The sequence below is a fragment of the Mammaliicoccus sp. J-M41 genome (assembly GCF_022385935.1).
Taxonomy (GTDB): Bacteria; Bacillota; Bacilli; order Staphylococcales; family Staphylococcaceae; genus Mammaliicoccus; species Mammaliicoccus sciuri_A.
The window spans coordinates 99,738-126,576 of record NZ_JAJNIR010000001.1; the positions used below are offsets into that span (position 1 = coordinate 99,738).

Genomic DNA, 26,839 nt, shown 5'->3' on the forward strand with positions numbered 1-26,839 from the left:
TTATTATTCAAAGCGTCTATCTCAGTGTTTATGCAAATTAGCTTTGAATTCGTAACACGCGCCTTTAAATAAAATGCGCGTGTCTTTTTTTATATTTGTTGATGAGAGTGATAATGTCGTGTATTTCTCTTCAACATCCTCTGTAAGTTTAATGACAACATCATCTTCTATAAAGCTTAACTTAATATAATTTTCGCTTTTCTCAATCTCTTTCAATCCATACCATGATTGCCAATTTTGACTTGATTCATGAATATTCTTCACTTGAATCGTCACTTCATCGATTGATAAATCATCATGAAAATTAGCTTTTAAAGATGCTGCTCTTTGTTCATCACTTTCTCCCCACTGAATGATGAATGGTAAATTTAAATCTTGCTTATCATCTAAATATAGTAATTGCCATTTTATCATTGTGCCGTCCGGTTTTGTTCTCGACATTTCAATTGGTCCTACTATATCTAAATCAAATTGCTCTAGATGAGTCTTAACGTTATCGATATTTTGTGTTCTGAGGCAGATCCTTTTAAATCCTTCTTGTACATGCGTATCTTTAAATGTATTCGCAAAGCTTAATCTACCTTCTTCTGTTTGAGCATATGAACGTGCTAAAGCTGCATCAAAGACATCAATCCACTCTATATAATGTAAATCTATATAACTTAATTGATTGTAGGTTCCTAATTGCGTATGTTTACCACCTTGGATGGATTGTATATATTGATGTGGAAATTCAATTGATTCTATACCATCTACGTAATGAATAATATGATCAAATTTTAAATTCATGTACATACCCTCCTACTTTTAAGCTGCTCTTTTAAACACTTTACTATTAATGAAGAATAAAATAATCAACAATATTGAAACGATAATGATCGTCAGGACATATGGATATACTTCATGTTCTCCTTTTATACCCACTAATGGTGAAACGATACCACCGAATAGAAATTGAGATAATCCTAATAAACTTGCCGCACTTCCTGCGCCGCCTTTATTGTTAACCATCGCAATAGAAAAACCTGTCGTACCAATTGCAGATACTGGACTAACGAGTATAAAGAATCCAATCATTAATATCCAAATTGATAAACCATTCATTAATGTGATTGAAACGATAATTACACCTATAATTTGAATCATGCCGAATAAACGCATAAGTACATGTTCGTCATAATAGTCGACTAATTTATTAATAATTTGACCGGACAATATTAATCCAAGTCCATTAAAAGCAAACATACAACTAAAAGCTAATGGTGAAATATGATAGACAGATTGCGTTATGAATGATGAAGCGGATATGTAACTAAATAGCAACGCGTATGTACAACCTTGTATAAATAAAGGCATTAAAAATTTTGGACTTTTGAGTAAATTTTTAAAGTCTATTAGTACTTCACTGATTCTACCTGATGAACGTTCTTCTACTGGTAATGATTCTGTTAATTTTACTGAAGATAAGCTAAACATAATAAAGCCGAATATCGTTAATAAAATAAAGACTACTTTCCAAGTTGAGAACGATAATATAATACCACCCAATACAGGTGCTAAAATAGGTGCTACACCATTAACAAGCATTAATATCGCTAAGAATTTCGTTAAAGCTTTACCTTTATATAAATCACTGGAAATTGCCCGGGAAATAACTGCCCCTGCCCCACCAGTAAAACCTTGTACAAATCGTAATGCCATCATGACGTATATATTAGGTGCAAATACACATAGTATTGAAGCAACTGTATAAACAATTAATGCAACCATGAGTGGTCGTTTACGCCCTATAAAGTCAGATAGTGGCCCGACAAATACTTGTCCAACTGCTAAACCAACCATAAAGAGTGTGAGCGTCAATTGTGTATTTGACGTTGTAGTATCAAAATCACGACTAATTTCTGGTAATGCTGGTAAATACATATCTATTGAAAATGGTCCAAATGCGGTTAATAAACCGAGAATCACGATTAAAAATAATGAAGGCTTTGCCATCTTTTGTTCGTTCATGAAATACGCTCCTTTTATATCTATTACCTAATATTATTGCTTAACAATTTTCAAATAGCAATGTTATATGTGAACACTTATTAAAATACTTTACTTTCAGATAGTCATCCTTCAAAATATAGTCAGAAACTTAGAATCGGAGTGGAAACATGAACATTTTTTTAACAGGTGCTACGGGATTTGTAGGTGCAGAGTTAATACAATCACTTGCAAAAGATGCACAAAAGCAATTTTATGTATTATACAGGAGTGAGCAGAAGAAAGATCAATTGCTCAATAAATTAAATCCATCGTATCATTCAAGAATTCACTTTATTAATGGTGACATTACAGAAACATTATGTGGTGTATCTGAAAGTGATATTGAAACGATACCTCAAATAGATAAATTTTATCATTTAGCTGCACTCGTCAAATTTAATTTCGAACTTGCAGATGATCTTTATCAAATCAATTATATCGGTACACAACATGCTTTGGACTTAGCAGAACAAATACAATCAAAGCATTTTTTATATGTCTCAACAGCCTATACGGTTGGTGAACAAGAACGCGGTAACGAAGTACTTCATTCAATCGATTCACCTACAAATAATCCTTATGAAGCGACTAAAATTAAAGCTGAACATATCGTGATGCAAAGAAAAACAATGGCAACATCAATCATACGTCCAGCAATTATAATAGGCGATTCCGTAACAGGAGAAGCAGATTCAAACTTTACGCTGTATGGCTTTATGAAAGCATTAAAAGTCTTCAAAAGACGTGTAGAAAAAAAGAAAGATCATTCAATATATAGACTATTTGGAGATGCAAGTCATACGTCAAATTTCGTACCCGTTGATTATGTTGTACAAGTACTCACAGTGGCATGTGATTATGCAGAAAATCATAAGATTTATCATGCAATCAATCAGAACCCACCATCAAATCACTTTATATTTGAAACAATCAAGAAACACTTAAACTTCCATCAATTAGAAGTTGCACCAATGAGTGAGATAAACACAATAACAGATGAAGAAAGAGTGCTGAATAGTTTTATCGATGTATTTGCACCTTACTTCTCTAAATCTATCAAATTTAATGATGAGAATACGGGAGAAATGCTCAAAAAAGCAAACGAACAAACACTCGTACTTTCAAAAGAAACGTTAGATATGATTATCGGAAAATATTTTATGAAATAATAAGCAAGCTAGGACAATGAGATTGTCCTAGCTTGTTTTTAGATATATTAGAATGTGCTAACTTCCATTATTTCGAATTGTGGTAGTTAGAATGCTGTAACTTCCATTATTCCGAATTCTGGTAATTAGAACGCTGTAACTTCCATTATTCTGAATTCTGGTAATTAGAATGCTGTAACTTCCATTATTCTGAATTGTGGTAATTAGATATGCGCTCACTTAGAGACATTTCTCGGAATTCTGTCACTAACGACGCCTCTTACGGACATTTCTCAGAATTCTGTCCCTAATTTCTAATTTAACCACCTATATAGTTCATATTAATTTTATTTTTCTTTCGTCTTGCTACTGTAGCTGCTGTTCGTTCATCTGAGTATCTGTCATCTCTTATATTCCATAAATACTTTAATGTGCTTAATAATTCTTCGTCTGTCTTACCGCTTCTTAGCTCTGATTTTATATCATATCCATTCTTTTCAGCGAATAAGCAACCATAAAATTTACCGTCAGATGAAATTCTTGTTCGTGTACATGATGAACAAAATGATGCTGATACACTCGTGATCAAACCAAATTGTGCGCCGTTATCTTTATGGCGATAGTATGTTGCAACTTCTCCAAAATAATTGGCGTCCACTGGTTCTACATCATAGGCAGAAGAAATGATTTTTAACATTTCTTTCTTAGTGACGACTTTATCAAAATTCCACCCGTTATCATTACCTACATCCATAAATTCTATAAATCTTACGATAATGTTTTTCTCTTTAAAATGCTCAACAAGTGGTAATATTTCTTGGTCGTTCACCCCTTTTTGGATCACGACATTCACTTTAACTTTTAAACCTATGCTTACTGCATAATCTATTTGATCGAGTATTTGAGAAGCGGATATTTGACGATTATTAATCGATTTAAATAATTCATCATCCATTGCATCTATACTTACATTCACTCTTCGTAGTCCTGCATTGTATAAATTTAATCCATGTTTTTTTAACAACATACCATTTGTCGTTAGTCCGATGTCTTCTATACCTTCTATTTTGTTCAAAGCTTCTACAAGCTCATATAGATTTCGTCTTAGAAGCGGTTCTCCGCCTGTAATTCTAATTTTCTTTACACCAAGTGAGCTGTATAACTTAGATAATCTCGTAATTTCTTCAAAACTCAATAATTCTTCTTTAGGTAAGAAGACGTAATCATCTCCAAAAATTTCTTTTGGCATACAGTAATCACAACGAAAATTACATCGGTCGGTAACGGATATTCTTAAATCTCTAATTGGTCTTCCTAATTTATCTTTGATAGGTTGATGCATCGTAACGCCCCCTCTACCTATACAATCGTTAAGACTCGGCTTTTTCTAAATCTTCAATGTAATTTATATTTTGGTACCAATTAGTTGAATCTTTCACATTTGATACATCTAACCATTGTGAAGGTTTCTTTTCATATATATCTTTCATTCTAAAAGCTTCATGGCCTAACGCTTCTTTAATGTCCGCTTCAACACGATGACTATAAAATGCTAACGTCGGCATTTTTTTACCATTTGCTTCGTATCCAGCAATGTCTAGCTGTTCTTCCATTACACGCGAAATAAAAAATTGATATAAATGACTAATCGCTTTTTCGGTAATTTTAGGTGTATCGCATGCAATCACAAAATAACATTCCGAATCATGTTTTTGCATAACGCTATAAATCCCACCTAAAGGACCATTATTTTTGTACTTTGATAAATCTACGACAACATCATGGTGATTGAATGAATCTTTCAATTCTTCACTCGTACTAATCACAACTTTTTCAAATAAATTCGTTTGATTTAAAGTTTGAATGATTTTTTCATAAAATACTTCTCCATTAATTGTCGCTAACGCTTTTGGTGAACCGAATCTACTGGACTTACCGCCAGCTAGAACTATTGCTATCATTTTCTCTTTACCCTCCACTAACTGGTGGAATCAATGCAACAACATCTTGGTCTGTTATAACACTTGATTCTTGCACAAATTCCTCATTTACAGCAACTTGAAAAGTTTCATCCTTTAACTCTGGATGCTTCTCAACTAAATATTGCTTAAAGTTTAACACAGAGTAGTCTTGGTTAAGAGTTATTTGCTCTTCATTTATGTTTATTATTTCTTTTAAATGAGCAAAATACAATACTTTCATTATTCACCCTCCATTTGAATAGAAGAATGGTATTGTTTTTGACTGCCTTGCCATTCTTCCCCATCTTCCCATATTTCTTTTTTCCAGATTGGTACGATTTCTTTAATCCTTTCAATCGCATATTCATTCGCTTTATAAGCATCTTGTCTATGCGGTGAAGATACACTGATAACAACAGCTATATCTGAAATTTGTAATTCACCAATTCTATGTGCAATTGCAACTATTGTACCTGGCCATTTTTCTTTAATTTCATCACCTATTTGAGCTAATTTCTTCTCCGCCATTGGGATGTATGCCTCATAAGCTAAGTACTCGGTTTTAATGCCTTTTGTCCATTCTCTAACATGTCCTGTAAAGACAACAACTGCTCCTTGTTTTTCATTGAGTGTCCAGTTTCTGTATTGCTCAGGATTTATTGGATCATTGACGATTTCAAATTGTTTCACTTCTACACCTACTTTTTCAACCAATTTTCAAACCAAACTATAAAGTCTTTCTTTTCTTCAAGTTTAAACGCATCAAACTGATATACAATATTGTGTAATGTTTGTGCTAAATCTTCAGATTGCTCCGTCAAAAGTACTTTTGGAAAATGATCATGCTTAAATCCTTCAATTAATAGCACATCAGGCTCAACAGACAAATCTTCATCTATTATTTGCTGTAGTGACTTCTCTTCATACGTTACTCTCTCTATTAATTGTTTACCCAACACGATACTTTCTTTAGCACCGCTGTTTATAAATGTTAAACTGTCTACCTCTTTATGATTTAAAGAAATTTCGTCTGCACCGTGCCCATGGTGTTTAATTGTAGATACTGTTAATTGCTGAATGCGGCATTCTTTAATTAATTCATTTATTAATGTTGTTTTACCACTATTTTTATAACCAACTATTTGTAAAATTTTCATAGTGTTAATTTACTTTCATATGACTGATGGTCTGTTAATAGAACTTTTACATCGTCACCTTTTTGATAGCCTCTAGTTCCACTAGGTAAAATAATCATACCATTACTTTTAGCAATCGCGACTACCGCATTTGATTTATTAAATCCTGACGGTTCAGCATAAACACCTTGTGAAGTGAATGATAATTTACCTCTAATAAATCTCGTAAATGGGTTGGCTTTTTTAAAGTCTTCATTCAACTTCGCATCTATAATGACTGGGTAAATAGCATCTGCAGACATCATTTTTTGAATGGTTGGCTTAGTAAACAAATGAAATCCTGAGTAACAAGCTGATGGATTCCCTGATAAACCAAACAACATCTTCTCATCTTTGTAAGCAACCGTTGTTACGCTACCTGGTCTCATTTGCACTTTATTAAAGAGCACTGTTGCACCAATTGCATCATACACTTTCGGTAAATAGTCAAAGTCTCCAACTGATACCCCACCTGTTGTAATCACGATATCATCTTGTGACATTGCTTTTTCAACAATATCAATGCACCCTTGTAAGTTATCTTCTTGAATGTTATATGTAGTAGCTTCGATATCAACTTCTTTACATAAAGATTCAATCATTGGACCATTTGAATTTCTAATCTTACCTGGTTCTAATGGATCATTTGGTCCTACTAACTCGCTACCTGTTGCGATGACGGCAACGGTTGGCTTTTTGGATACTTTTACAGTTTGGTAACCAAATGTTGCCAACACTGCAATAACACCACTATTTATACGCTGTCCTTTATGTAAGACGTATTCATTTTCTTTACATTCTTCGCCTTGAAACGCAACATTTTCACCTTCCGTAAATGGTTTACGAATAGTAAATCCTGTTTCTGTTTCCACCGTTTGTTCAAACATTACAACTGCATCTGCACCTTCTGGTATAGGGGCGCCAGTCATAATACGTACCGCTTCTCCACTATTTAAACTCACGCTTGAAGCTGTTCCAGCACCGATATGATCTACAACTTTAAATGATATTCTATTCTCTCCTGTTGCCCCTTTAGAATCAGCACTTTTAATTGCGAACCCATCGTAAGGTGACTTATCAAATCGAGGAATATCGTAAGTTGCTTGAATATCTTCAGCAAGTATATAGTTTAGACTTTCATTTATTGATACTGTTTCTGTCTCTAATTGCTTTACTACTTTGATAACACGTTCAATTGCTTCTTTTACTGGTATAGGTGTTCTCATTTCAACTGCCAATTGTCTACACTCCCTATCAATTTATTTAAACTTACATGTTATAATATCTTTAGAAAGGATGATGATTTTGTCTGAATTTACACATTTTAACGAGCAAGGCCATGCAAAAATGGTCGATGTCTCAGATAAAGAAACAAGCACACGTATCGCAATTGCAAACTCAAGTATTAAAGTAAATCAAACAATCTATGATCAAATAAAAAATGCAACAAATAAAAAAGGCGATGTACTTGGTACAGCACAAATTGCTGGCATTATGGCTGCTAAGAATACAAGCCAATTGATACCTATGTGTCACCCACTTCAATTAACAGGCATCGATATTTCTTATGAATGGGATAAAGATGAACCATACACAATAAATATTTCAGCAACCGTTAAGACGAAAGGTCAAACAGGTGTAGAAATGGAAGCTTTAACTGCTGCAAGTGTTACAGCTTTAACAATATATGATATGTGTAAAGCCGTTGATAAAGGTATGATTATAGGTGAAACATATTTATCTTATAAGACTGGTGGCAAAAACGGCGACTTCAAACGCCAATAGTTATTTATTAAGCTCATGTACTAAATGATTCAATTCTTTAGTTATGAGCTTTTCCATTGCTAATTTAACTGCACCTGTAGAACCCGGTATTGAAATAATAACTTGATGCCCGACTGTACCTGCAATGGCTCTAGAAAGTATGGCTCTCGTACCTACATCTTCTGTATAACTTAAATATCTAAATATCTCACCAAATCCTTCTATTTCTTTATCTAGTAAAGGTTTAATCGCCTCAATCGTCACATCTCTTTGACTAATACCTGTACCGCCAGTTGTAATAATGGCGTCTACATCTTTACTTAACCACTCATTTACTTGTGTTTGAATTTCAGTGACATCATCTTTAACAATTTGATAATGCCCCTCTTTAATTTCAACATTGAGATCTTTCAAATATTGTTGAACAAGTTGTCCACCTTTATCTGTTTCTTTCGTTCTCGTATCACTTACGGTTAATACTGACACATTTATAAGACGATCTATTCTATTAACTACACTCATCGATTTAACTCCTATCCAAACATATTCTCAACAAACTGTCTGCCTTCTTCTACAGAATCCAAATCATGAATTAATAATCTACCATTATTAAATGCTACGACACGATGGTCATCGTATAAATACTGAATCATATACGCATTAGAACGGTGCAATAATCCATTTTGAGCAACAAACTTTTCAATTGCTGGTCGATTAAGTTTCTCGTTTATATATTGAACAGTATGACGGCCACATAATTCAGTTAGTTGTTTGTCTGAATTTGATAATTTTGAATAAGTTGGTTCTGCTCCACAAGTCTCACAATCGTCTCGTTTCATTTGTTCAAATCCAAATGATTGATGTTCACCGAACCAAACGTCACCGTACGTAATTCTAGGTGTAAATGAATAACCAGCTAATATTTTAAGTGCATCTGCAACTTGTAAACTTGCTGCAATTGTTACTGCAGGATTTATCACGCCTACTGTGTCACAAGTTCTGTTAATCACTGGCAATTGTGGTAATACACAGTTGAAGCAAGGTGTTTCTTTAGGCACAAAAGTCGCTTGAACATAAGTAGATTCTAAGCATGCGCCATATATCCACGGAATATTCATCTTGTACGCAAAATCATTAATAATTTGTCTTGTATTAAAATTATCTGTCGCATCAATAATAATGTTTGAGTAACGCGCAACTTCGTATAATAACTTTGCATCACATTGCGCAATATAAGATTTTATTGTAATGTCTTCACGAATTTTCTTTAAATGTCTTTCTGCTGCTACAACTTTAGGCAACATTTCTTTAATATCATTCTCTATAAATAATGTTTGTCTTTGTAAGTTTGACGATTCAACATAATCTCGATCAATAATATTGAGTCTCTTTATACCCGATCTAGTCAACTGTTCAGCAACATGAGTACCAAGTGCACCCATGCCTACAATAGTGACACTCGCTTGTTCAATTCTTTCTTGACCTTGTTCTCCAATTTTATCGAATAAAATTTGACGAGAATAACGTTCGTTCATTTATATCAACCTTTCACGAATCTCTTTAACTCTATTATAGAGTTAAACGCTTTTATCCTCAATTAATTATAAGGCTGAAGCAACACATTGCCTCAGCCTTTTTAATTTTAAAGACAAACAACTAAACATGCTTTCTTTCTATTTTAGTCATATGCATCATTGTAATGAGTGCAAGCACACCAAATATAGCAAGCATAAAGAATGCTAAATGATTTGAACCAGTTAAACTCGTTACTAACGTTATAATTAATGGTGGGAAGAATCCGCCGAGACCACCCATCATAGATACGATTCCGTTTACAACACCTGCTTCTTTTGTGAAGTATGTTGGTACAAGTTTAAATACAAGTCCATTACCAATACCTGCACAAACACTTATCGTTAAACAGCCAATTGTAAACAAGATGAGATGATGTGATATTGAAAGGACGATTGCGCCCATTATTAAACCGATAAAGAATATTTTCAATACGTTTAAAGCATTAAATTTATCTCCTAACATACCACCAATAGGTCTTAGTAATGTTGCAATCGCAATAAAGATACCTGTTCTAATACCAGCATCTACTTTATCAATTTCAAAATGACTCACTAAAAAGTTCGGCAAGAACAAACCAAATGCAACAAATGCACCAAACGTAATAAAATACCAGAAACTAAAATAGTAAAGTTTATAGTTATTGATGACTTGTTTAGTTTGTGAAATCATTGGAATTTTCACTTTAGGTTCTTCTTTATCTCCAAAGATAAACATTAATACTGCGAAGATAAGTAATACGATTAAATAAAGTTGTACAGTATGTTGCCATCCGATAATACCTGCTATTGGAGGCGCTAAAAATGATGATACAGCTGTCCCTAAATTACCCATTCCATAAATACCATTCGCAAAACCATGCTTTTCTTTTGGAAAATATTTAGGAATAGAAGTAACACCTACTGAAAAGATTGCACCACCGAGACCTATAAAGAATCCTGCAACCATCAATCCTGTAGTTGAATGTGCTTGGCTTAAATAAAATACTGGAAACAATAAAATAATAAAACTCACTAAAAATACAAGTCTAGAACCTAATAAGTTCGTATAGTAGCCAATTGGTATTCTTAAAATCGATCCTAAAATAACGGGTATTGCTAAAATAATAGCTTTCTGACCTTCTTCTACACTTATATCTTGTGTAATATAAGGCATTAAAGGTGCGAGTATACTCCAAACCATGAATCCTGCCATTAAACTAAAGGTTTGGAGCGGTAGTTGAACTTTTCCTAAGTTGTTTCTCATGTTTTTCACCCTTCGAAATTAATCTTTATGTATAATCTTTCCAATATTATTGTAGGTTATTTGTGAAAAAGCGCACATAAGGATATCCCCTTATTGAAACACGGAAAATCCCTATATTCATTTATAAATTCAATCCGATAAAAAACATAAAAAGACCTGATAAACTGAGGCTTTTGGGCCACAATTTATCAGGTCAATTTTGTTTTAGAAGTCTAATAATTTTTTCTTCATAGCATATTCAACTAATTCTGGACGCGATTTTAAACCAAGTTTATCCATAATTCGCGCTTTATGTGCTTCAATCGTTTTGACAGAAACGAATAATTTCTCCGCAATTTCTTTATTACCATAGCCCTTTGCGATTAAAGGTAAGATTTCTAGTTCTCTTTGAGACAATATTTTAAAAGGATCAGAAGTACTTTGCTCATTGTTATCTTGATGATTAAAGAGTTCATTCACTAGTGAACTTGTAACTTTAGAATCAATATACATATCGCCTCTATATATCGTTCTTACAGCATGTATCAATTCTTCATCTGGTGCATTTTTTAAAATATATCCTTTAGCACCACTTCTTAATACATGAAATAAATATTCTTCATCATCAAACATTGTTAATATTAATATTTTAGTTTGCTTAAAGTCTTCTGCTATTTTACCAGTTGCGATTAATCCTGATTCACCAGGTGGCATACTTAAATCCATGATCAATACATCTGGTGAATGTTTTGCAACCATTTGATATGCTTCTATACCATCTGCAGCTGTCGCAACAACTTCCATGTCTTCTTGATAATTCAAAATCATTGAAAAGCCTGTTCTCACCACTGCATGATCATCTGCTATTACGATTTTCATATATACCACCCACCATTTATGCTATTGGTACATTCAATTTAATATTTGTACCTTTTTTAAGTTTACTTTCGATATTGATTTTACCGCCAACAATTTCAGCACGTTCCTTCATACCATATATACCAAGTCCTGAACCTTTTGGCTGACTGCCTAATACAAAGCCATTTCCTTGGTCAGCAATTTCAACTTCTATTTCATTGCCATCACAAGACATATGTACATCAACACTATCCACATTAGCATACTTCAATGCATTAAACACCGCTTCTTGTACAATTCTATATACGACCGTTTCTATCTCCGTATTAAAACGTTTAATAGATGAATCATAATGATAGTGAACATGGAAGCCGAAATTTTTCTCAAGCTGTTTAAAATATGACTTAAAAGCTGCGTCTAATCCAAGGTCATCTAATGATGAAGGTCTTAGTTCTAAAGATAAGTTTCTAATATCATCGATTAATCGAGACATTAACGTTTCAATATGTTGAGACTGCTGCTTCAATTCGTCAATATCATTCTGATATTTCAATAATCTAAGTTCAACACTGACATTAAGCAATTCTTGAACAACACCGTCGTGTAACTCTCTAGAAATTCTTTTACGCTCGTTTTCTTGTGCGGATATTGTTTTTTGGATCATCGTTTGTTGATGTAATTTCTGTTGTCTTTCAATTTGTGGCGATACATTTTGTAATGTATACACTTTAACATCGTCTTCTTGACTAATCGTTTGATAAGTCGCTGTAAAAGGTTCAACAGTCCCGCTATTCGTCTGCATAAACACTTGAAAGCTTGTGTTGCCAATTTTTGAAGACTCTAAAAAGCAGTCTCTACATGATTGTATTGCATATTCATTTGAATAACCTTCACATCTACTACAAATGGCATGTGTCAATGATGATTGATTGTCTTCTGAGATTACTCTTCGGGCAGCTTCATTCATATTAATTACCTGTCCTTTACTATTTAAAAACACAATCATTTCGCTCGTTTTTTCATAGTATTGTTTTAGTATATCCATTAATATTGAAGCATCTTCTGAACTCATGCATTCATCATATCCTTTCCATAAAATGGTCCAAAGCGATTAAAATCATTCATATCTATTTCAGGAAATAATTTATCATCTCGCTGTCCTAATAAGAGCACGCCATAAACTCTATACTTTTTCCATAATGGAATCGCAAGTAATGATGTTAATTGTTCACTTTGAACAATTGGATAGTTAAAGAGTTGATCATGATATGGGCTTTCTTTTAAGTCACGAATTTCAATAGGTTTCCCACTTTTAATAACAATTCCTGCTATCCCTCTACTGCTTCTTAAAACGATGTTTTGATATCTATGATTTAAATTTCCAGATACATATTGCCACTTTATATGAAAGTGAGCAGCGTCTTCAGAAGTCATAGCTAATCCGACAAAATCAACACCATAAGTACTACGAATAAGATCCAACTGTTCCTGAAAATTAAAATCATTAGACATTTTAAACACCTCGACTTTTTATTTATAGTTTAATTCGTTTTATGTTTTCTGTAAATAATGTAACTTCTACTAAAGTAATTAAGTGGCACACTCCAAACATGTACTAATCTCGTAAATGGCCATAAACTTGTGATTAAAAATCCTAAAATAATATGCGTCTTAAATGTTAAAGGTACGTCATTCATTAAAGCAACATCTGGTTTAAAGATTAATAAGCCTCTAAACCAAACAGAAATTGTTTGTCTATAATCAAAGTCTGGTGTTGTCGCGTTCGTCCATAATGTTGAAATACAACCCATCAATACGATCACTAACAATAATATATTTACTATAATGTCCGATGCTGAACTTAACCTTCTTACATTTTGTTTCGTGATTCTTCTAGCTGTTAACAGAACCATACCAACTAATGTCACAATACCGAAAATACTTCCAATATAAACTGCACCGATATGATATAAATGGTCATTAACGCCGACACTACTCAACCATTCTGCAGGTACACCTAAACCAACTATATGTCCGAATATAACTGGAATAATACCTAAGTGAAATAAAATACTTCCCCACATCAATTGTTTCTTCTCAATAAACTCACTAGACTTTGCTGTCCATGAAAATTGATCATATTTAAATCTGAATAAATGACCGATAATAAAAATAGCGATACATAAATAAGGATAGATAACCCATATAAATTGATTAATCACCGTTGATCACCTTCTCTTGCTCTACTACACATGATTTTAACGTTTCTCTAATTGCTTTAATCAGATGAAAATACGGACTGTTTTGTTTACCTAAAGCTTGAAGCAATCCATATGTCCCATCTTCAATGACCATCACAACAAGCGTTAAGCTTTCTTGTGCACGACTGTCACCTCTCCACTCTGCAGCATATAAGAATTCAAGCATAAGCGGTAAAAAATCTGACAGTTCATTTTGAGGCATTTCTAGCCCGAACATTTCATAAAGTACTTTTAATCTTGCAAGCATTTGTCCTCGTTCTTTTTGTTCTGTTAGCTTGTTGTATGTCATATATAACGTCGTCTTTTTTTCAAAATCAAACGTTCTTGTATACACTTCTTGAATATCATCTAATGAAATATCATGCATATTTTCCCAATATTGCTTAATGTCACGATAAGCCGGATGATTCGTATCGAAAGCTTTATCAAATGCTTTAGGATGAAAGTCTAGCTTTTCTGGATAAGTTAACTGGTTACTAAAGAAACCAAAGCTTTCTTTAAGTTCATATAATGCATCTAAATTAATCACGGAAAATCCCTCCATAGAAGTTCTCATTGTATATTTCTTGTCCGGATTTTTGCTCTGATAATCCTTGAACACCACAACCATCACAATTTGAGCCAAACATTTCGCCACCATATCCTTGGCTACCTTGTGCTCTGTAAGTATCCATGTAACCTTCTTTATGAGATGTCGGAACAACAAAACGATCTTCATGTTTAGCAATCGCGAGTAATCTATACATCGATTTCGTTTGTCTTTCCGTGAGTCCTACGCGCTCAAGTCTTGAAATATCAAAGTCTTTACCACTTGATTTAGCTCTCATATAACTACGCATCATCGCCATTTTTTGGAATGCTTCTTTAACCGTCTTCGTATCACCTGCTGTTAGCATATTCGCTAAATATTGAACAGGTAATCTCATTTCTTCAATTGCTGGGAAAATCATATCTGGATTTCTAATAGAATCTTTACCTTCAAAGTAATTCATAATCGGACTTAATGGTGGACAATACCATACCATTGGCAATGTTCGATATTCAGGGTGTAAAGGAAATGCTAATTTATATTCTATTGCCAGTTTATATACTGGTGAATTTTGTGCCGCTTCAATCCAATCATGTGAAATACCATCTTTTTCAGCTTGTTGAATAATATCTTCATCAAATGGATCTAAAAATAGATCAAGTTGTTTTTGATATAAGTCTTTTTCGTTTTCTGCAGAAGCTGCTTCTTGAACTTTGTCAGCATCATAAAGTAATACACCTAAATATCTCATACGACCTGTACATGTTTCAGAACATACTGTTGGTAAACCAGCTTCAACTCTAGGGAAACAGAATGTACATTTCTCTGCTTTGTTCGTTTTCCAGTTGAAATATACTTTCTTATAAGGACAACCTGTCATACAGTATCTCCAACCACGACATGCATCTTGGTCGACAAGTACAATACCATCTTCATCTCTTTTATACATTGCACCAGATGGACATGATGCAACACAGCTTGGGTTTAAGCAATGTTCACACAGTCTTGGTAAATACATCATAAATGTTTGGTCGAAGTTAAATTTAATTTCTTCTTCGATTTTTTGAATGTTTGGATCAGTAGGTCCTGTAACATGAGCACCCGCTAAATCATCTTCCCAGTTCGGTCCCCATTTAATATCTAATTTTCTACCTGAAATAACAGATTCTGCTTTTGCTACTGGAGAATGGTTACCTTCTTTAGCTGTTGTTAAATGTTTATAATTATATGTCCACGGTTCATAATAATCTTTCATTTCTGGCATATCAGGATTATAGAAAATTTTACCTAATGCAATTTTAGATAGTTTACTACCTGACTTTAATTCTAATTTTCCTTTTTTGTTGAGTACCCAACCACCTTTATAAGTTTCTTGGTCTTCCCAACGTTTCGGATAACCGATACCAGGTTTTGTTTCAACATTATTAAACCATATATATTCAGCGCCTGGTCTATTTGTCCATGTACTTTTACATGTGACACTACATGTATGGCATCCTATACATTTATCTAAATTCATAACCATAGCTACTTGCGCTTTAATCTTCAAGCCAATCTACCTCCTTCATTTTTCTTATTGCAACATATACATCTCTTTGGTTTCCAATTGGCCCATAGTAATTAAAGCCATAACTTATTTGTGCATAACCGCCTACTAATTGTGTAGGCTTCAAGTGGATACGTGTAGGTGCGTTATGTGAACCACCACGAGTATCTGTAATTTCTGATCCAGGTGTCTCAATATGTTTATCTTGTGCGTGATACATAAACATCGTACCTCTAGGCATTCTATGTGATACAACTGCTCTTGCTGTAACGACACCATTTCTGTTATATACTTCTAACCAATCATTATCTTTAATGTCGTTCGCCATTGCGTCTTCTTTCGCAATCCAAACAGTTGGACCACCTCTAAATAACGTCAACATATGCAAATTATCTTGGTATGTTGAATGAATATTCCACTTACCATGTGGCGTTAAATATCTTAATACTAATGTATCTACGCCGCCTTTTATGTTTTTATCTTTCGTACCAAATACCATTGGCGGCAATGTTGGTTTATAGATAGGTAAGTTCTCACCAAACTGTAAGAATACTTCATGATCAATATAATAACTTTGTCTACCTGTTAACGTTCTAAAAGGTACAAGACGTTCGATATTTGTCGTAAATGGCGAATATCTTCTGCCTAATTTATTCGAACCAGGGAATACTGCTGTCGGTATAACTTCTCTCGGTTGTGCTGTTATATTTTGGAACGTTATTTTTTCTGATGCACGTTCAGCAGAAATATCTTTCAATGTCATCCCCGTTTGTTCTTCTAAGTCATCGTATGATTTTTGTGAGACTTTACCATTTGAAGCTGATGAAACATTCAATATGACATCTGCTACTTTACGTGCTGTATCCATTCTAGGGAGACCATTTTTAACAGTGTCATCTTCCCACGTATCTAACATAATCTTCAATTCATCGTATTGCTCTTTAACTGAGAAACTTACCCCATGAGCACCGACTTTACCTTTTTCTAATAATGGTCCAACTGATACATATTTATCGTATATAGCTGTATAATCCCTTTCTACAACTGCGAAACCAGGCATTGTTTTACCAGGTATTGCTTCAATTTCACCTTTAGACCAATCTTTAACAATTCCGTAAGGTGTTGAAATTTCTTGTTTAGAATCATGTGCTAAAGGCGTTGTCACAACATCTTTAAATGTCCCTTTCATATGTGTCTTCGCTAAATCCGAAACAGATTTTGCTAACGTTTTATAAATATCCCAGTCTGATTTTGATTCCCATAATGGGTCAACTGCAGGGTTAAATGGATGTATGAATGGATGCATATCAGTAGAAGAAATATCATGTTTTTCATACCACGTTGCTGCTGGTAATACGACATCTGCATACAACGGTGTTGCTGTCATTCTAAAATCTAACGCAACTAATAAATCTAGTTTACCGGTTGTTTCTTCTCGCCATACAATCTCTTCTGGTTTATCTGTTTCATTAGGGTTTGCTAATAGACCTGATTTAGTTCCTAATAAATGTTTCATAAAGTACTCTTGTCCTTTTGCTGAACTAGAGATTAAATTTGAACGCCATACGAACAATGTTTTTGGATGATTTTTCTTTGCATCTGGATCTTCTATAGCAAATTTAGTCTTTTTAGATTTTACAGATTCAATTGCCCTTTTAAGAATCGCTTCATTTGAGTCATCCCCTGCATCTTTTGCTTCTTCACCAAACAATAAGCTATTACAATCAAATTGCGGATATGATGGTAGCCATCCTAATCGAGCAGCTAATACGTTATAATCAGCTGGATGTTGATGTTTTAATTCATTAGATAATGGTGACTGTAATTTATCAACACCAGACTCTTCATATTTCCACTGATCCGTTGCAAAGTAGAACCAACTTGTAGCATTTTGAAGTCGAGGTGGTCCTTGCCAATCCTTCGCAAAAGCAATCGTTGACCAACCTTCTATCGGACGACATTTTTCTTGACCAACGTAATGCGCCCATCCGCCACCATTTACACCTTGGCATCCGCATAATATAACAAGGTTTAATATAGAGCGGTAAATTGTATCAGAGTTAAACCAGTGATTGATACCTGCCCCCATAATAATCATTGAGCGACCATTTGTATCAACTGCATTTTGAGCAAATTCTCTTGCCACTTGCGTCACAATAGAAGATTTAACACCTGTTACTTTTTCTTGCCATTTAGGCGAATACATTGAATTTTCATCTTCATAACTTGATGCTTCAAGTGGATGATTTAATCTTCTTACGCCATATTGACTTGTCATTAAGTCATATATTGTCACGATATAAATTGTTTCTCCGTCTTTATTTTCGATTTCTTTAACGATAATAGGTCTTTCAAAAATACCATTTCCATCATTATCAAAATACGGAAATTGAATTGTTATCACTTTTGATTCATGGTCTTTAAAAGATAGAGCTGGATCTATTTCTTTCCCATCTTCACCAACTAAATTTAAATTCCATTTAACGCCTTCTTCATATCTTTGTCCCATTGTTCCATTAGGTATGACAAGTTGTTTACTATTTTGATCGAATACAACAGGCTTCCACTCTGCACGTTCTGTCTCCATACCTAAATCACTAGATCTTAAGAAACGACCTGCTTTATAGCCTTCTCCATGTTTATCAAGTTGTATGATAAAAGGCATATCCGTGTATTGTTTTGCATAGTTGATAAACATCTCTTCTTGCTTATCTTCATAATATTCTTGAAGAATGACATGTGTCATAGCTTGTGCTAATGCTGCATCAGTACCAGGATTTGGTGCTAACCAGTTATCAGCAAATTTCACATTTTCAGCATAGTCTGGTGCGACAGAAACAACTTTAGTACCTTTGTATCTAACTTCTGTCATAAAATGCGCATCTGGTGTACGTGTTAAAGGTACATTTGATCCCCACATAATAATATAACCGGCGTTATACCAATCACTTGATTCAGGAACATCCGTTTGTTCACCCCAAATTTGTGGTGAAGCCGGTGGTAAGTCAGCATACCAATCATAAAAACTAAGCATTTCCCCACCTAATAACGATATAAAACGCGCACCTGAAGCATAGCTAATCATGGACATAGCCGGTATAGGTGTAAATCCAGCAATTCTATCTGGACCATATTTTTTCACAGTATATATAATTTGTGCTGCGATGAGTTGTGTCACATCTCTCCAATTTACGCGAACGTGTCCACCTTTACCGCGCGCACTTTTATAAATTTCAGCTTTCTGCTCATCTTCAACAATAGATGCCCAAGCGACAACAGGATCTCCAAATTCGCTTAATGCAGCTTTCCAAAGTTTCCATAACTTACCTCTAACATAAGGGAATTTCACACGTAATGGACTATATTCATACCATGAAAATGAAGCACCACGCGGACATCCTCTAGGTTCAAACTCAGGCATATCAGGTCCACAAGAAGGATAATCAATTTGTTGATTTTCCCATGTAATCACACCATTTTTCACGAATACTTTCCATGAACAAGAACCTGTACAGTTCACACCATGAGTCGTTCTGACAACTTTATCGTGACTCCATCTTTCTCTGTACATTTTCTCCCATTCTCTACTTTTTTCTTCTAATATAGACCAATTTCCATTAAATTTTTCGGTTGGCTTAAAGAATTTCAAACCTAACTTAGACATAGTTAGAACCTCCTATTATTTGCCCTTAATTATCTATATCAATTGTAATTTTTTTCACAATGTTTATGTATTAGGGGATTACCTATACAACATGACGAATTCCCTACATTCTTTTATTTGCACAAAAAAGCCTCAAACAAAGTGTTTATCTTTGTTTGAGGCTTCAGACATATTATTTATTTTTCACCTTACAATGAACTGTTAACTAATTTCGATAACTTCATCTGCTAAAATTTGAACTTCTTTTTTAGAATGAGAGACAAGTATGATCGGTATTTGCCAAGTCTTGAAAATGGACTTTACTAATGCCATACCTTCGTCTTTTGTTTCATCATCTAAACTTGAAAATGGTTCATCTAAAAGTAATAAGTTAGGTTTAACACTTAATACTCTACATAATGCAACTCTTTGTGACTCTCCACCAGATAACGTAGATGGATATTGATTTAAACAATTTTCTATACGTAAATGTTTAATCAATTGCTCTGTCTCTTTATTAGGCTCAATCATGTAATGAATATTTTCATGAACTGTCTTATGCGGAAAAAGTTGATAATCTTGAAACAGATAGCCAATATTTCTATCTTGCACTTTAATCACATGCTTTTGATCACTGAGCACTTTTTGATTAATTTCTATTCTGCAAGTTTCCGCTTCAATAAGACCTGCAATAATGTTTAATAATGTGGATTTACCTATACCTGATCGCCCAACGATGGCATAAATTTTCGGAGTGTCAGCTTGGATATTTAATGATATCATTCTGTCTTTAATTAACTTTTTAATTGATATATCAATCATCCATATCTACTCCCATTTATGATTCTTTTGATTTAATATATTAAGCGAGCTTATCACACAAATTGCAAATGCGATGAGTACAATAACCCATAACCACGCTTTGTGTTCCTCACCTGCTTGCACTAAGAAATAAATTTCTAATGGCAATGTGTTCGTTAAACCAGGAATATAGCCAGCAATCATGAGCGTTGCACCAAATTCTCCTAATCCTCTAGCAAAACTCATTACAACACCAGAGAAAATGGAACGTTTAGATAACGGTAAAATAATAGTTCTAAAAATTTTACCTTCACTAGCGCCCATCGTTCTTGCTGAGTTAAGCATCTTTGGATTAATAGATTGAAATCCATTCATTACATGTTGATACATAAGCGGTAAACTTACAATAATCGCTGCTATTACTGCACCTACCCACGTAAAAATCACATTGATATGCAATACATCCGATAAAAATTGACCGAAAAACTTATTCTTACCAAAGACAATAAGGAGTATAAAACCCATAACTGTCGGTGGTAATACAATCGGTATCATAATAATGCTCTCAACTACAGGTCTTAATTTGCCTTTATAATTGAGCATCAGCTTTGCCAGAATAATACCTAGGATACAAACAATGATAGTACTGATAGTTGTTACTTTAATTGATATCCATAGTGGTGTTATGTCTGGCATAGCTTTATCTCCTATCCTTCAAAGTGATATTCTTTAAGAATTTCTTTAGCTTCTTTTGATTTTAAGAATTCAAACCATTCTTTAGCTTCTTTCTTGTCAGTAACAAGACCAGCTCTATAAGTAATTGGATGATCTAAAGGTGCATCCGCTAATTTAACGACGTTATCGACTTTTTTATCTTTACCTTTATACATATCTGTTGCGTATACAAATCCTGCTTCTGCATTTTCTTTTTGAACATAGTTTAATACTTGTTTAACATCTTTTGCGAAAACAAATGTACTTGTCATGCCGTTATATAGATTTTCTTTTTTCAAATATTCTACAGCGTAACGACCTGCTGGTACACTTTTTTCTTCACCAATTGCGACTTTGTTAGGCGAACTAACATCTTTAATATTTTTGATGCTAGAGTTTTCGTATTTAATGATAATTAATTTATTTTTAGCGTAATCATAAACTTCTTTAACTTTTTTACTATCTTGTAATTTATCAACATCAGAAGTGTTTGCAGACATTAATACGTCTACATCTGCACCAGCTTCTACTTGTTTACGTAAACTACCTGAACCACCGTAATTGAATTTAATATTCGTATTCGGATGCTTCTTCTTAAATTCTTTTTCTAGTGCTTTAGAAACATCTGTCAAACTCGCTGCTGCTGATACTGTTAACGTCTTACTTTCAGTTTCTTTTTTAGCTTTATCTTGGTTAGATTCTGTGCTACAACCAGCTAATACAAGTAACAAAGCAAAGACTAATGTTAAAAATCTTTTCATGACTTCTTTCCTTCCTTTTTAGATATGTACAAACTTAATTTACACCTTTATTTATACTATTGTAAGGCTCAAGTACATTTTTCACAAATTATTCTTAAAGTATAGTGAAATATGTAATGATAGGGAATATCCTTATTTAGTTGAGGATACTCCCTATCTATTATTGCATCGGTATTTCTTCTAAATCTTTAATTGGTTTTTCATAATAGTCTCTATCTTTTTTAGCGTTAAATCTGTCCGCTTTTTCTACTTTGACTGTTATGTTGTAATCAGGAATCTTAGCGTACTTCTCGTATCTACCTCTAGGTAATAAATAGTTGCCTTCAGGGAAATAGACTTCAATGTTTCCTTTTAAAATATCTACATATTTAGCGACACCTTGGAATACGCCGAAACCATTATGCAATACAACACCTTCACCTTCAGGAATGCTTAATCTATCAGCATCTTCTTTGTTCATTAATACATCATATCTTCCACCATGGTTAAAGGATTCATAATCGCCATATACCATTGAGTTAAATTGTTTACCTCTTCTTGTCGTCAACATGAAATCATCAGGTTGTCTGTTTAAGTCTGGAATGTCTACACTGATTAAATGACCTTTACCATCTTCAGTTGGACAAATACCATCTTCACATAGCCAAGCACCACCCCACTGGAAGACATCTCCTTGATTTCTTAAATGTTGGATACCATCATAATCCGGATTTGCTTTAGCAATCTCTTCTCTTATAGACTGACCATCTTTAAAGTCAATTAAATGTGCTTGTTCAGGTTTAACACGCTTAGCTAAATCAATATATATTTGCCACTCTGATCTTGCTTCTTTTATTCTATTTTGATTTCCTTCAATTACTGGTGAATAGTAAACCATGCGTTCTGTCGAAGTAGACGTGCCACCACCATCTTGCTCATATCGTGTCTTCGCAGGTAAAACAATAACCGTTTCTTTCGCATCAACTAAAGTAGACGTATTCAAAATAATATCTTGATGTACTCTAAGTTCTAGATTTTCTAAAGCTTTTTGTATAAATGTTGGGTCAGGCATTGTTTCTAAGAAATTCCCACCGGACATGTAATAGCATTTAATTTTACGCTCATGATCATCTGGTAACATAATATTTTCTAACGTTACACCAACCGTATCACCTTGCCAATCCGCAATATCAAATCCCCATAACTTCTCAATACGCTTTTTATTTTCTCCATCAAAAGCACCGCCTGGTAATACAAATGGATCACAGCCCATTTCTCCAGTACCTTGCACACTAGAATGTCCTCTAAACGGCATTAGACCACTATGCTTTCTACCTAAGAAACCTCTTAATAATGCTAAATTACATACTTGAGAAATATTATCCGTCGCAAACTCATGCATCGTTAGTCCTAGCGCCCAGGCAAATACAGCATTTTGGGCATTGGCAAGTTCTAGTGCTAATTTGTAAATTTGATCTTTAGAAATACCACTTGATTGTTCAATCTCTTCCCAAGACTGCTTCTCGACTGTTTCTTTAAGTTCTTCATAGTTTGTAACATGTTCCTCAACAAACTTATGGTTAATTGCAGAACCGTATGCTTGTTCTTCCATTTCAAACCAGTGTTTCATAATACCGTGCATAAATGCAATGTCACCACCGATATTAACTTGGTAGAATTCGTCTGCAACATTCGTACCAAATAATGCTGATTCTGCCACAGATGGAATCCAATATTTATCCATTGCCGGTTCTTTATATGGATTGATAACGATGATTTTTGTTCCTTTTTTCTTTGCTTCAAGCATATATTTAGTTGAAACAGGCGAAGCATTAGAAGCTACACTTCCCCAAAAAAGCAACACATTCGTACCTATCCAGTCTTGGTAATTCGCCGTTGAAGCACCAACACCTACTGAACGTTTCATCGCTGTTTTACTAGATGAATGACATATTCTAGAAGCATTATCGATATTGTTAGCACCTAAATATCTCGCGACTTTACTTGCAACATAGTATGATTCATTCGTAATCCCTCTTGAAGTTAAATAAAATGCATAATTTCTCGGATTCAATGATTTCATTTTTTGTGCTATTGTTTGCATCGCTTCTTCCCATGAAATACGTATAAACTTACGATCACCTTTTCGTCTCATCATTGGATAAGGAATACGACCTAATTGCCTTAATTCTGTGCTATTATATTTTCTCAATTCATCTATATCTTGATGTAAAATTTCTGGTTTTATTTCTGGCATTGTATTGAGTCTTAAAACATTAAATCGTGTTGTACACATGTGAGGACCGGTTAAAGTTTGATCGCTTAATCCAGATACACCTAATGCACACCCATCACAGACACCTTTAGTGATAATATTTTTAGCGTAATTTAAATTATCTTTATTATCCCAAACAATTTTCATTGTATCTCTTATATGTTTAGGCTTTACCTTACCTAGTCCAAAAGGTATTGGACTTACCCAAAATTCTGGTGCTGGCTTTAAATCTTTCTTCATAGGACCTTGATGTTTAGTCTTACCCATATTTACCCCTCCATGATTTCACTTACATTTATTATATGAAATCACAATATATTTTGAAAGTGCTTTCACTTTATTATTGGTAGTTTACAAAGTAAAATAAAACTATTAAACAATTATTTAAATGGGGAATCATTATGAAGCAAAATATGACTTACAATCTGCCAATATTAAAATACAAAAATGATCAATTTATTGAGACAACGGATAGCTACGTAACAGAATTTCCTATTACGATTATTATAAACGGAGAAGAGTTTGCAACAATCGTTTGTTCACCTAAAGATTTAGAAGAACTCGTGCTCGGCTTTATTGCATCTGAAGGTGTTATTAAGAAGAAACCTGAAATTAAATCTATTTCAATAGACGATTCTAAAGGTTTTGCACATGTAGAACTCACTAAAGAGATTGATGTCAATTTCAAAAAGAATACACAACGCATGATTTCTTCGTGTTGTGGTAAAAGTAGAGCTTTCTATTTTAATAACGATGCCGTAACAGCTAAAGTGTCACAATCTAGAATAAACATTACACCTCAACAAATCATAACTATGATGGATAAACTACATGAAGAAAGTAAAATTTTCAAAGAAACAGGCGGTTTGCATAATGCTGCCATAAGTGATGGAGATGGCTTCTATTTACATCGATCCGATATAGGTAGACATAACGCACTAGACAAATTATATGGCTATTGTATAGAACATGACATTACAATCAGAAATAAAGCACTCATCTTCAGTGGAAGAATTTCCTCGGAAATATTAATCAAAGCATCTAAAATTGGTGTCGGCATCATCTTGTCTAAATCAGCACCAACTAACTTAGCAATCGGATTAGCACATGATTTAAATATAACGGCAGTTGGCTTTATAAGAGATGGCAGCTTTAATGTATATAGCCACGCTTATAGAATACAAAACCAATCATAATAATAAATAAACAGGTTGAGACAGCATTGCTGTCTCAACCTGTTTTTATTTGTATTCTTTTAACGTTTCAAATTGAAATCCACTGTAAATATAACCTTGTCTTTTATACATATCTTTAGCTGTATCTTCACCGTCTGCTACAAGTATTATCGGTTTATCTTTAGCGATTTCTGCTACAAAGGCTTGCATTTTCGTTCCTATACCTAACCTTCTATATATTTTTCGAACACCAAAGCTATCTAATTCTACATATTTCTCATTCATCCATATAAGCAACATACCTGCAGGCTTACCTTTATAATAAGATAATACTTGAATCGGATTATCACTATGTAATTGTTTTTTATTTAATTCAACTTTAAGGTCTGCATAATCTTTGCCATATGCTTCATCTTGTTCATATGATACGTTCAAGAAATCAACAATATTATCCTCATTCGTTAGAACAACTTCAATGTCTTGATTGGCTTCACTTTCAAAGTTCTTCTCAGCATTGATATATAATTCTAACCAACCTGTTTCATAACCTTGAAATTTTAAATATTCTCTTAATTCAATATCGATTGTTTCATTTTCAGGAAAGACAAATTTAAGAAAAGGCTGATTATTTTTTTCATGGATTTCTTTCAACATTGCTTCATCTGCTTTAAACGTATCTATGTCTGGCATTTCTTTATACACAATTTTGTTAGAATCATACTGAATACGTTTATCCAATGTTTGATAATGTATAAACCTATTTGTTTCAGTCAAAACCTTTCCATCTGTTTCTATATCTTTAAATGAAACCATCGTTATTCACCTCGTTAAGTATTTCTTAATCGTTTTATTTCGGGTACGTTCTTCAAGCTAAATAATAACATAGTTGCTAATATTGCTTTAACAATATCACCTGGTAAAAACGTTGCTGCTAATATGTATCTTTTAGCGATTGAAATATTCATAAACTCACCCATCACAAATCCGCCAATTAAATTAAGGAATAGAACCCCAATGACAATATTAATTGTTAACGCATATGTAAACGAGAGATCTTTCCACTTTCTATCTATAAAGAATCCAATTAAAAATGCAACAACTGGGTAGCCGAATAAATAACCAGCAGATGGACCAAAGAATACACCTAATCCGCCTCTACCACCTGATAATAATGGCAATCCTGTTGCAACAAGTAATAAGAAGATAATTACACTTAATGTACCTCTTTTATATCCTAATAAACATCCCGCTAATATGATACCAATATTTTGTAGAACGATTGGCACCGGCATAAACGGTAATGGAATTGGTGGTATAAATGCTAATACAGAAATAAAAGAAGTAAACATTGCTATAATAACGATATCTTTAGTTTTCAAATTTTTCACTCCTAATATAAGATAACGATATTATACCACATTG

At 33.7% G+C, this 26,839-nt stretch carries 27 protein-coding genes; 3 read left to right on the forward strand and 24 right to left on the reverse strand.

Translation table 11 applies throughout. The features are described from left to right. Positions 1–21 precede the first annotated feature (21 nt). The gene (locus tag LQ686_RS00590; protein ID WP_025906809.1) at positions 22–789 is read right to left on the reverse strand and encodes a VOC family protein; all 768 of its coding nucleotides are present in this window, start codon (positions 787–789) and stop codon (positions 22–24) included. 18 nt (positions 790–807) lie between these two features. Beyond that, complete coding sequence (locus LQ686_RS00595) at positions 808–2,010, reverse strand: putative multidrug effflux MFS transporter TcaB (RefSeq protein WP_204230685.1); 1,203 nt, start codon at positions 2,008–2,010, stop codon at positions 808–810. 149 nt (positions 2,011–2,159) lie between these two features. Between LQ686_RS00595 and LQ686_RS00600 the strand changes: the two genes are divergently transcribed. Next, positions 2,160–3,200 carry an SDR family oxidoreductase gene (locus LQ686_RS00600; protein WP_107617630.1) on the forward strand — a complete coding sequence of 347 codons (1,041 nt, stop codon included), beginning with the start codon at positions 2,160–2,162 and terminating at the stop codon, positions 3,198–3,200. Positions 3,201–3,498: 298 nt separating this feature from the next. Here LQ686_RS00600 and moaA read toward each other — a convergent pair whose 3' ends face one another. From moaA to LQ686_RS00630, 6 genes are read right to left on the reverse strand one after another with little or no spacing between them, the layout of a single operon-like run. Further along, complete coding sequence (gene moaA / locus LQ686_RS00605; protein ID WP_107596416.1) at positions 3,499–4,521, reverse strand: GTP 3',8-cyclase MoaA; 1,023 nt, start codon at positions 4,519–4,521, stop codon at positions 3,499–3,501. A 28-nt stretch (positions 4,522–4,549) separates the two neighbouring features. Next, entirely contained in the window at positions 4,550–5,140 is a 591-nt protein-coding gene (mobA, locus tag LQ686_RS00610) for a molybdenum cofactor guanylyltransferase MobA (protein ID WP_103360717.1), read from the reverse strand. A 7-nt stretch (positions 5,141–5,147) separates the two neighbouring features. Further along, the gene (moaD, locus tag LQ686_RS00615) at positions 5,148–5,381 is read right to left on the reverse strand and encodes a molybdopterin converting factor subunit 1 (protein WP_025906812.1); all 234 of its coding nucleotides are present in this window, start codon (positions 5,379–5,381) and stop codon (positions 5,148–5,150) included. Then, positions 5,381–5,830, reverse strand: a complete 450-nt coding sequence (locus LQ686_RS00620) for a molybdenum cofactor biosynthesis protein MoaE (RefSeq protein ID WP_025906813.1) — start codon at positions 5,828–5,830, stop codon at positions 5,381–5,383. The genes moaD and LQ686_RS00620 overlap by 1 nt, the downstream gene beginning before the upstream one ends. An 8-nt stretch (positions 5,831–5,838) precedes the next feature. Next, positions 5,839–6,297 carry a molybdopterin-guanine dinucleotide biosynthesis protein B gene (gene mobB / locus LQ686_RS00625; protein ID WP_239733105.1) on the reverse strand — a complete coding sequence of 153 codons (459 nt, stop codon included), beginning with the start codon at positions 6,295–6,297 and terminating at the stop codon, positions 5,839–5,841. Then, positions 6,294–7,553, reverse strand: coding sequence for a molybdopterin molybdotransferase MoeA (locus LQ686_RS00630; RefSeq protein ID WP_103360719.1), 1,260 nt, complete (start codon positions 7,551–7,553; stop codon positions 6,294–6,296). The genes mobB and LQ686_RS00630 overlap by 4 nt, the downstream gene beginning before the upstream one ends. A gap of 67 nt (positions 7,554–7,620) precedes the next feature. Here LQ686_RS00630 and moaC point away from each other — a divergent pair, with 67 nt between their 5' ends. Beyond that, positions 7,621–8,100, forward strand: coding sequence for a cyclic pyranopterin monophosphate synthase MoaC (gene moaC, locus LQ686_RS00635; protein WP_103360720.1), 480 nt, complete (start codon positions 7,621–7,623; stop codon positions 8,098–8,100). On the opposite strand, the gene LQ686_RS00640 is transcribed toward moaC, so the two are convergent. The 14 genes from LQ686_RS00640 to LQ686_RS00705 all read right to left on the reverse strand — a co-directional run bounded on the left by LQ686_RS00640 (position 8,101) and on the right by LQ686_RS00705 (position 24,509). Then, entirely contained in the window at positions 8,101–8,601 is a 501-nt protein-coding gene (locus tag LQ686_RS00640; RefSeq protein ID WP_037560270.1) for a MogA/MoaB family molybdenum cofactor biosynthesis protein, read from the reverse strand. It abuts the gene before it with no gap. Positions 8,602–8,612: 11 nt separating this feature from the next. Then, positions 8,613–9,614 carry a ThiF family adenylyltransferase gene (locus LQ686_RS00645; RefSeq protein ID WP_103360721.1) on the reverse strand — a complete coding sequence of 334 codons (1,002 nt, stop codon included), beginning with the start codon at positions 9,612–9,614 and terminating at the stop codon, positions 8,613–8,615. A 121-nt stretch (positions 9,615–9,735) separates the two neighbouring features. After that, entirely contained in the window at positions 9,736–10,896 is a 1,161-nt protein-coding gene (locus LQ686_RS00650; RefSeq protein ID WP_103360722.1) for a nitrate/nitrite transporter, read from the reverse strand. A 204-nt stretch (positions 10,897–11,100) separates the two neighbouring features. Further along, entirely contained in the window at positions 11,101–11,754 is a 654-nt protein-coding gene (nreC, locus tag LQ686_RS00655) for a nitrate respiration regulation response regulator NreC (RefSeq protein ID WP_025906820.1), read from the reverse strand. Between the two features lie 16 nt (positions 11,755–11,770). Beyond that, complete coding sequence (locus LQ686_RS00660) at positions 11,771–12,805, reverse strand: sensor histidine kinase (RefSeq protein ID WP_103360723.1); 1,035 nt, start codon at positions 12,803–12,805, stop codon at positions 11,771–11,773. Beyond that, complete coding sequence (gene nreA / locus LQ686_RS00665; RefSeq protein WP_239733106.1) at positions 12,802–13,245, reverse strand: nitrate respiration regulation accessory nitrate sensor NreA; 444 nt, start codon at positions 13,243–13,245, stop codon at positions 12,802–12,804. Before nreA ends, LQ686_RS00660 begins: the two co-directional genes overlap by 4 nt. A gap of 29 nt (positions 13,246–13,274) precedes the next feature. Next, the gene (gene narI, locus LQ686_RS00670) at positions 13,275–13,955 is read right to left on the reverse strand and encodes a respiratory nitrate reductase subunit gamma (RefSeq protein ID WP_103360725.1); all 681 of its coding nucleotides are present in this window, start codon (positions 13,953–13,955) and stop codon (positions 13,275–13,277) included. Next, the gene (narJ, locus tag LQ686_RS00675; RefSeq protein WP_025906824.1) at positions 13,948–14,523 is read right to left on the reverse strand and encodes a nitrate reductase molybdenum cofactor assembly chaperone; all 576 of its coding nucleotides are present in this window, start codon (positions 14,521–14,523) and stop codon (positions 13,948–13,950) included. Before narJ ends, narI begins: the two co-directional genes overlap by 8 nt. Next, positions 14,516–16,072 (reverse strand): nitrate reductase subunit beta, encoded by a 1,557-nt coding sequence (gene narH, locus LQ686_RS00680; RefSeq protein WP_103360726.1) that lies wholly within the window; start codon positions 16,070–16,072, stop codon positions 14,516–14,518. Before narH ends, narJ begins: the two co-directional genes overlap by 8 nt. Beyond that, positions 16,062–19,733, reverse strand: a complete 3,672-nt coding sequence (locus LQ686_RS00685; RefSeq protein WP_103360727.1) for a nitrate reductase subunit alpha — start codon at positions 19,731–19,733, stop codon at positions 16,062–16,064. Before LQ686_RS00685 ends, narH begins: the two co-directional genes overlap by 11 nt. A 201-nt stretch (positions 19,734–19,934) precedes the next feature. Next, on the reverse strand, positions 19,935–20,534 hold the full coding sequence (locus tag LQ686_RS00690; protein WP_103360728.1) for an ATP-binding cassette domain-containing protein: 600 nt from the start codon (positions 20,532–20,534) through the stop codon (positions 19,935–19,937). Between the two features lie 6 nt (positions 20,535–20,540). After that, positions 20,541–21,209 (reverse strand): molybdate ABC transporter permease subunit, encoded by a 669-nt coding sequence (gene modB, locus LQ686_RS00695; protein WP_103360729.1) that lies wholly within the window; start codon positions 21,207–21,209, stop codon positions 20,541–20,543. An 11-nt stretch (positions 21,210–21,220) separates the two neighbouring features. Then, entirely contained in the window at positions 21,221–21,988 is a 768-nt protein-coding gene (gene modA / locus LQ686_RS00700) for a molybdate ABC transporter substrate-binding protein (protein ID WP_119475078.1), read from the reverse strand. Positions 21,989–22,148: 160 nt separating this feature from the next. Beyond that, the gene (locus LQ686_RS00705; protein ID WP_239733107.1) at positions 22,149–24,509 is read right to left on the reverse strand and encodes an FdhF/YdeP family oxidoreductase; all 2,361 of its coding nucleotides are present in this window, start codon (positions 24,507–24,509) and stop codon (positions 22,149–22,151) included. Between the two features lie 134 nt (positions 24,510–24,643). On the opposite strand from LQ686_RS00705, the gene fdhD reads away from it, so the two are divergent. After that, positions 24,644–25,438: a formate dehydrogenase accessory sulfurtransferase FdhD gene (gene fdhD, locus LQ686_RS00710; protein ID WP_103360731.1), complete on the forward strand. Its 795-nt coding sequence runs from the start codon at positions 24,644–24,646 to the stop codon at positions 25,436–25,438. Positions 25,439–25,483: 45 nt separating this feature from the next. Here fdhD and LQ686_RS00715 read toward each other — a convergent pair whose 3' ends face one another. Then, positions 25,484–26,230: a GNAT family N-acetyltransferase gene (locus tag LQ686_RS00715; protein WP_103361116.1), complete on the reverse strand. Its 747-nt coding sequence runs from the start codon at positions 26,228–26,230 to the stop codon at positions 25,484–25,486. Between the two features lie 14 nt (positions 26,231–26,244). Next, the gene (locus tag LQ686_RS00720) at positions 26,245–26,796 is read right to left on the reverse strand and encodes a biotin transporter BioY (RefSeq protein ID WP_119475076.1); all 552 of its coding nucleotides are present in this window, start codon (positions 26,794–26,796) and stop codon (positions 26,245–26,247) included. Positions 26,797–26,839 lie beyond the last annotated feature (43 nt).

What these genes read in the sequence shown, in the direction of transcription:
- LQ686_RS00595 (WP_204230685.1), bottom strand. Translation starts at nt 2,010, where the DNA reads ATGAACGAACAAAAGATGGCAAAGCCTTCATTATTTTTAATCGTGATT.
- modB (WP_103360729.1), bottom strand. Translation starts at nt 21,209, where the DNA reads ATGCCAGACATAACACCACTATGGATATCAATTAAAGTAACAACTATC.
- mobA (WP_103360717.1), bottom strand. Translation starts at nt 5,140, where the DNA reads ATGATAGCAATAGTTCTAGCTGGCGGTAAGTCCAGTAGATTCGGTTCA.
- nreC (WP_025906820.1), bottom strand. Translation starts at nt 11,754, where the DNA reads ATGAAAATCGTAATAGCAGATGATCATGCAGTGGTGAGAACAGGCTTT.
- LQ686_RS00690 (WP_103360728.1), bottom strand. Translation starts at nt 20,534, where the DNA reads ATGATTGATATATCAATTAAAAAGTTAATTAAAGACAGAATGATATCA.
- LQ686_RS00590 (WP_025906809.1), bottom strand. Translation starts at nt 789, where the DNA reads ATGAATTTAAAATTTGATCATATTATTCATTACGTAGATGGTATAGAA.
- LQ686_RS00650 (WP_103360722.1), bottom strand. Translation starts at nt 10,896, where the DNA reads ATGAGAAACAACTTAGGAAAAGTTCAACTACCGCTCCAAACCTTTAGT.
- LQ686_RS00715 (WP_103361116.1), bottom strand. Translation starts at nt 26,230, where the DNA reads ATGGTTTCATTTAAAGATATAGAAACAGATGGAAAGGTTTTGACTGAA.
- mobB (WP_239733105.1), bottom strand. Translation starts at nt 6,297, where the DNA reads ATGAAAATTTTACAAATAGTTGGTTATAAAAATAGTGGTAAAACAACA.
- LQ686_RS00645 (WP_103360721.1), bottom strand. Translation starts at nt 9,614, where the DNA reads ATGAACGAACGTTATTCTCGTCAAATTTTATTCGATAAAATTGGAGAA.
- LQ686_RS00705 (WP_239733107.1), bottom strand. Translation starts at nt 24,509, where the DNA reads ATGGGTAAGACTAAACATCAAGGTCCTATGAAGAAAGATTTAAAGCCA.
- modA (WP_119475078.1), bottom strand. Translation starts at nt 21,988, where the DNA reads ATGAAAAGATTTTTAACATTAGTCTTTGCTTTGTTACTTGTATTAGCT.
- LQ686_RS00660 (WP_103360723.1), bottom strand. Translation starts at nt 12,805, where the DNA reads ATGAGTTCAGAAGATGCTTCAATATTAATGGATATACTAAAACAATAC.
- LQ686_RS00600 (WP_107617630.1), top strand. Translation starts at nt 2,160, where the DNA reads ATGAACATTTTTTTAACAGGTGCTACGGGATTTGTAGGTGCAGAGTTA.
- fdhD (WP_103360731.1), top strand. Translation starts at nt 24,644, where the DNA reads ATGAAGCAAAATATGACTTACAATCTGCCAATATTAAAATACAAAAAT.
- moaA (WP_107596416.1), bottom strand. Translation starts at nt 4,521, where the DNA reads ATGCATCAACCTATCAAAGATAAATTAGGAAGACCAATTAGAGATTTA.
- LQ686_RS00640 (WP_037560270.1), bottom strand. Translation starts at nt 8,601, where the DNA reads ATGAGTGTAGTTAATAGAATAGATCGTCTTATAAATGTGTCAGTATTA.
- nreA (WP_239733106.1), bottom strand. Translation starts at nt 13,245, where the DNA reads ATGTCTAATGATTTTAATTTTCAGGAACAGTTGGATCTTATTCGTAGT.
- moaD (WP_025906812.1), bottom strand. Translation starts at nt 5,381, where the DNA reads ATGAAAGTATTGTATTTTGCTCATTTAAAAGAAATAATAAACATAAAT.
- LQ686_RS00685 (WP_103360727.1), bottom strand. Translation starts at nt 19,733, where the DNA reads ATGTCTAAGTTAGGTTTGAAATTCTTTAAGCCAACCGAAAAATTTAAT.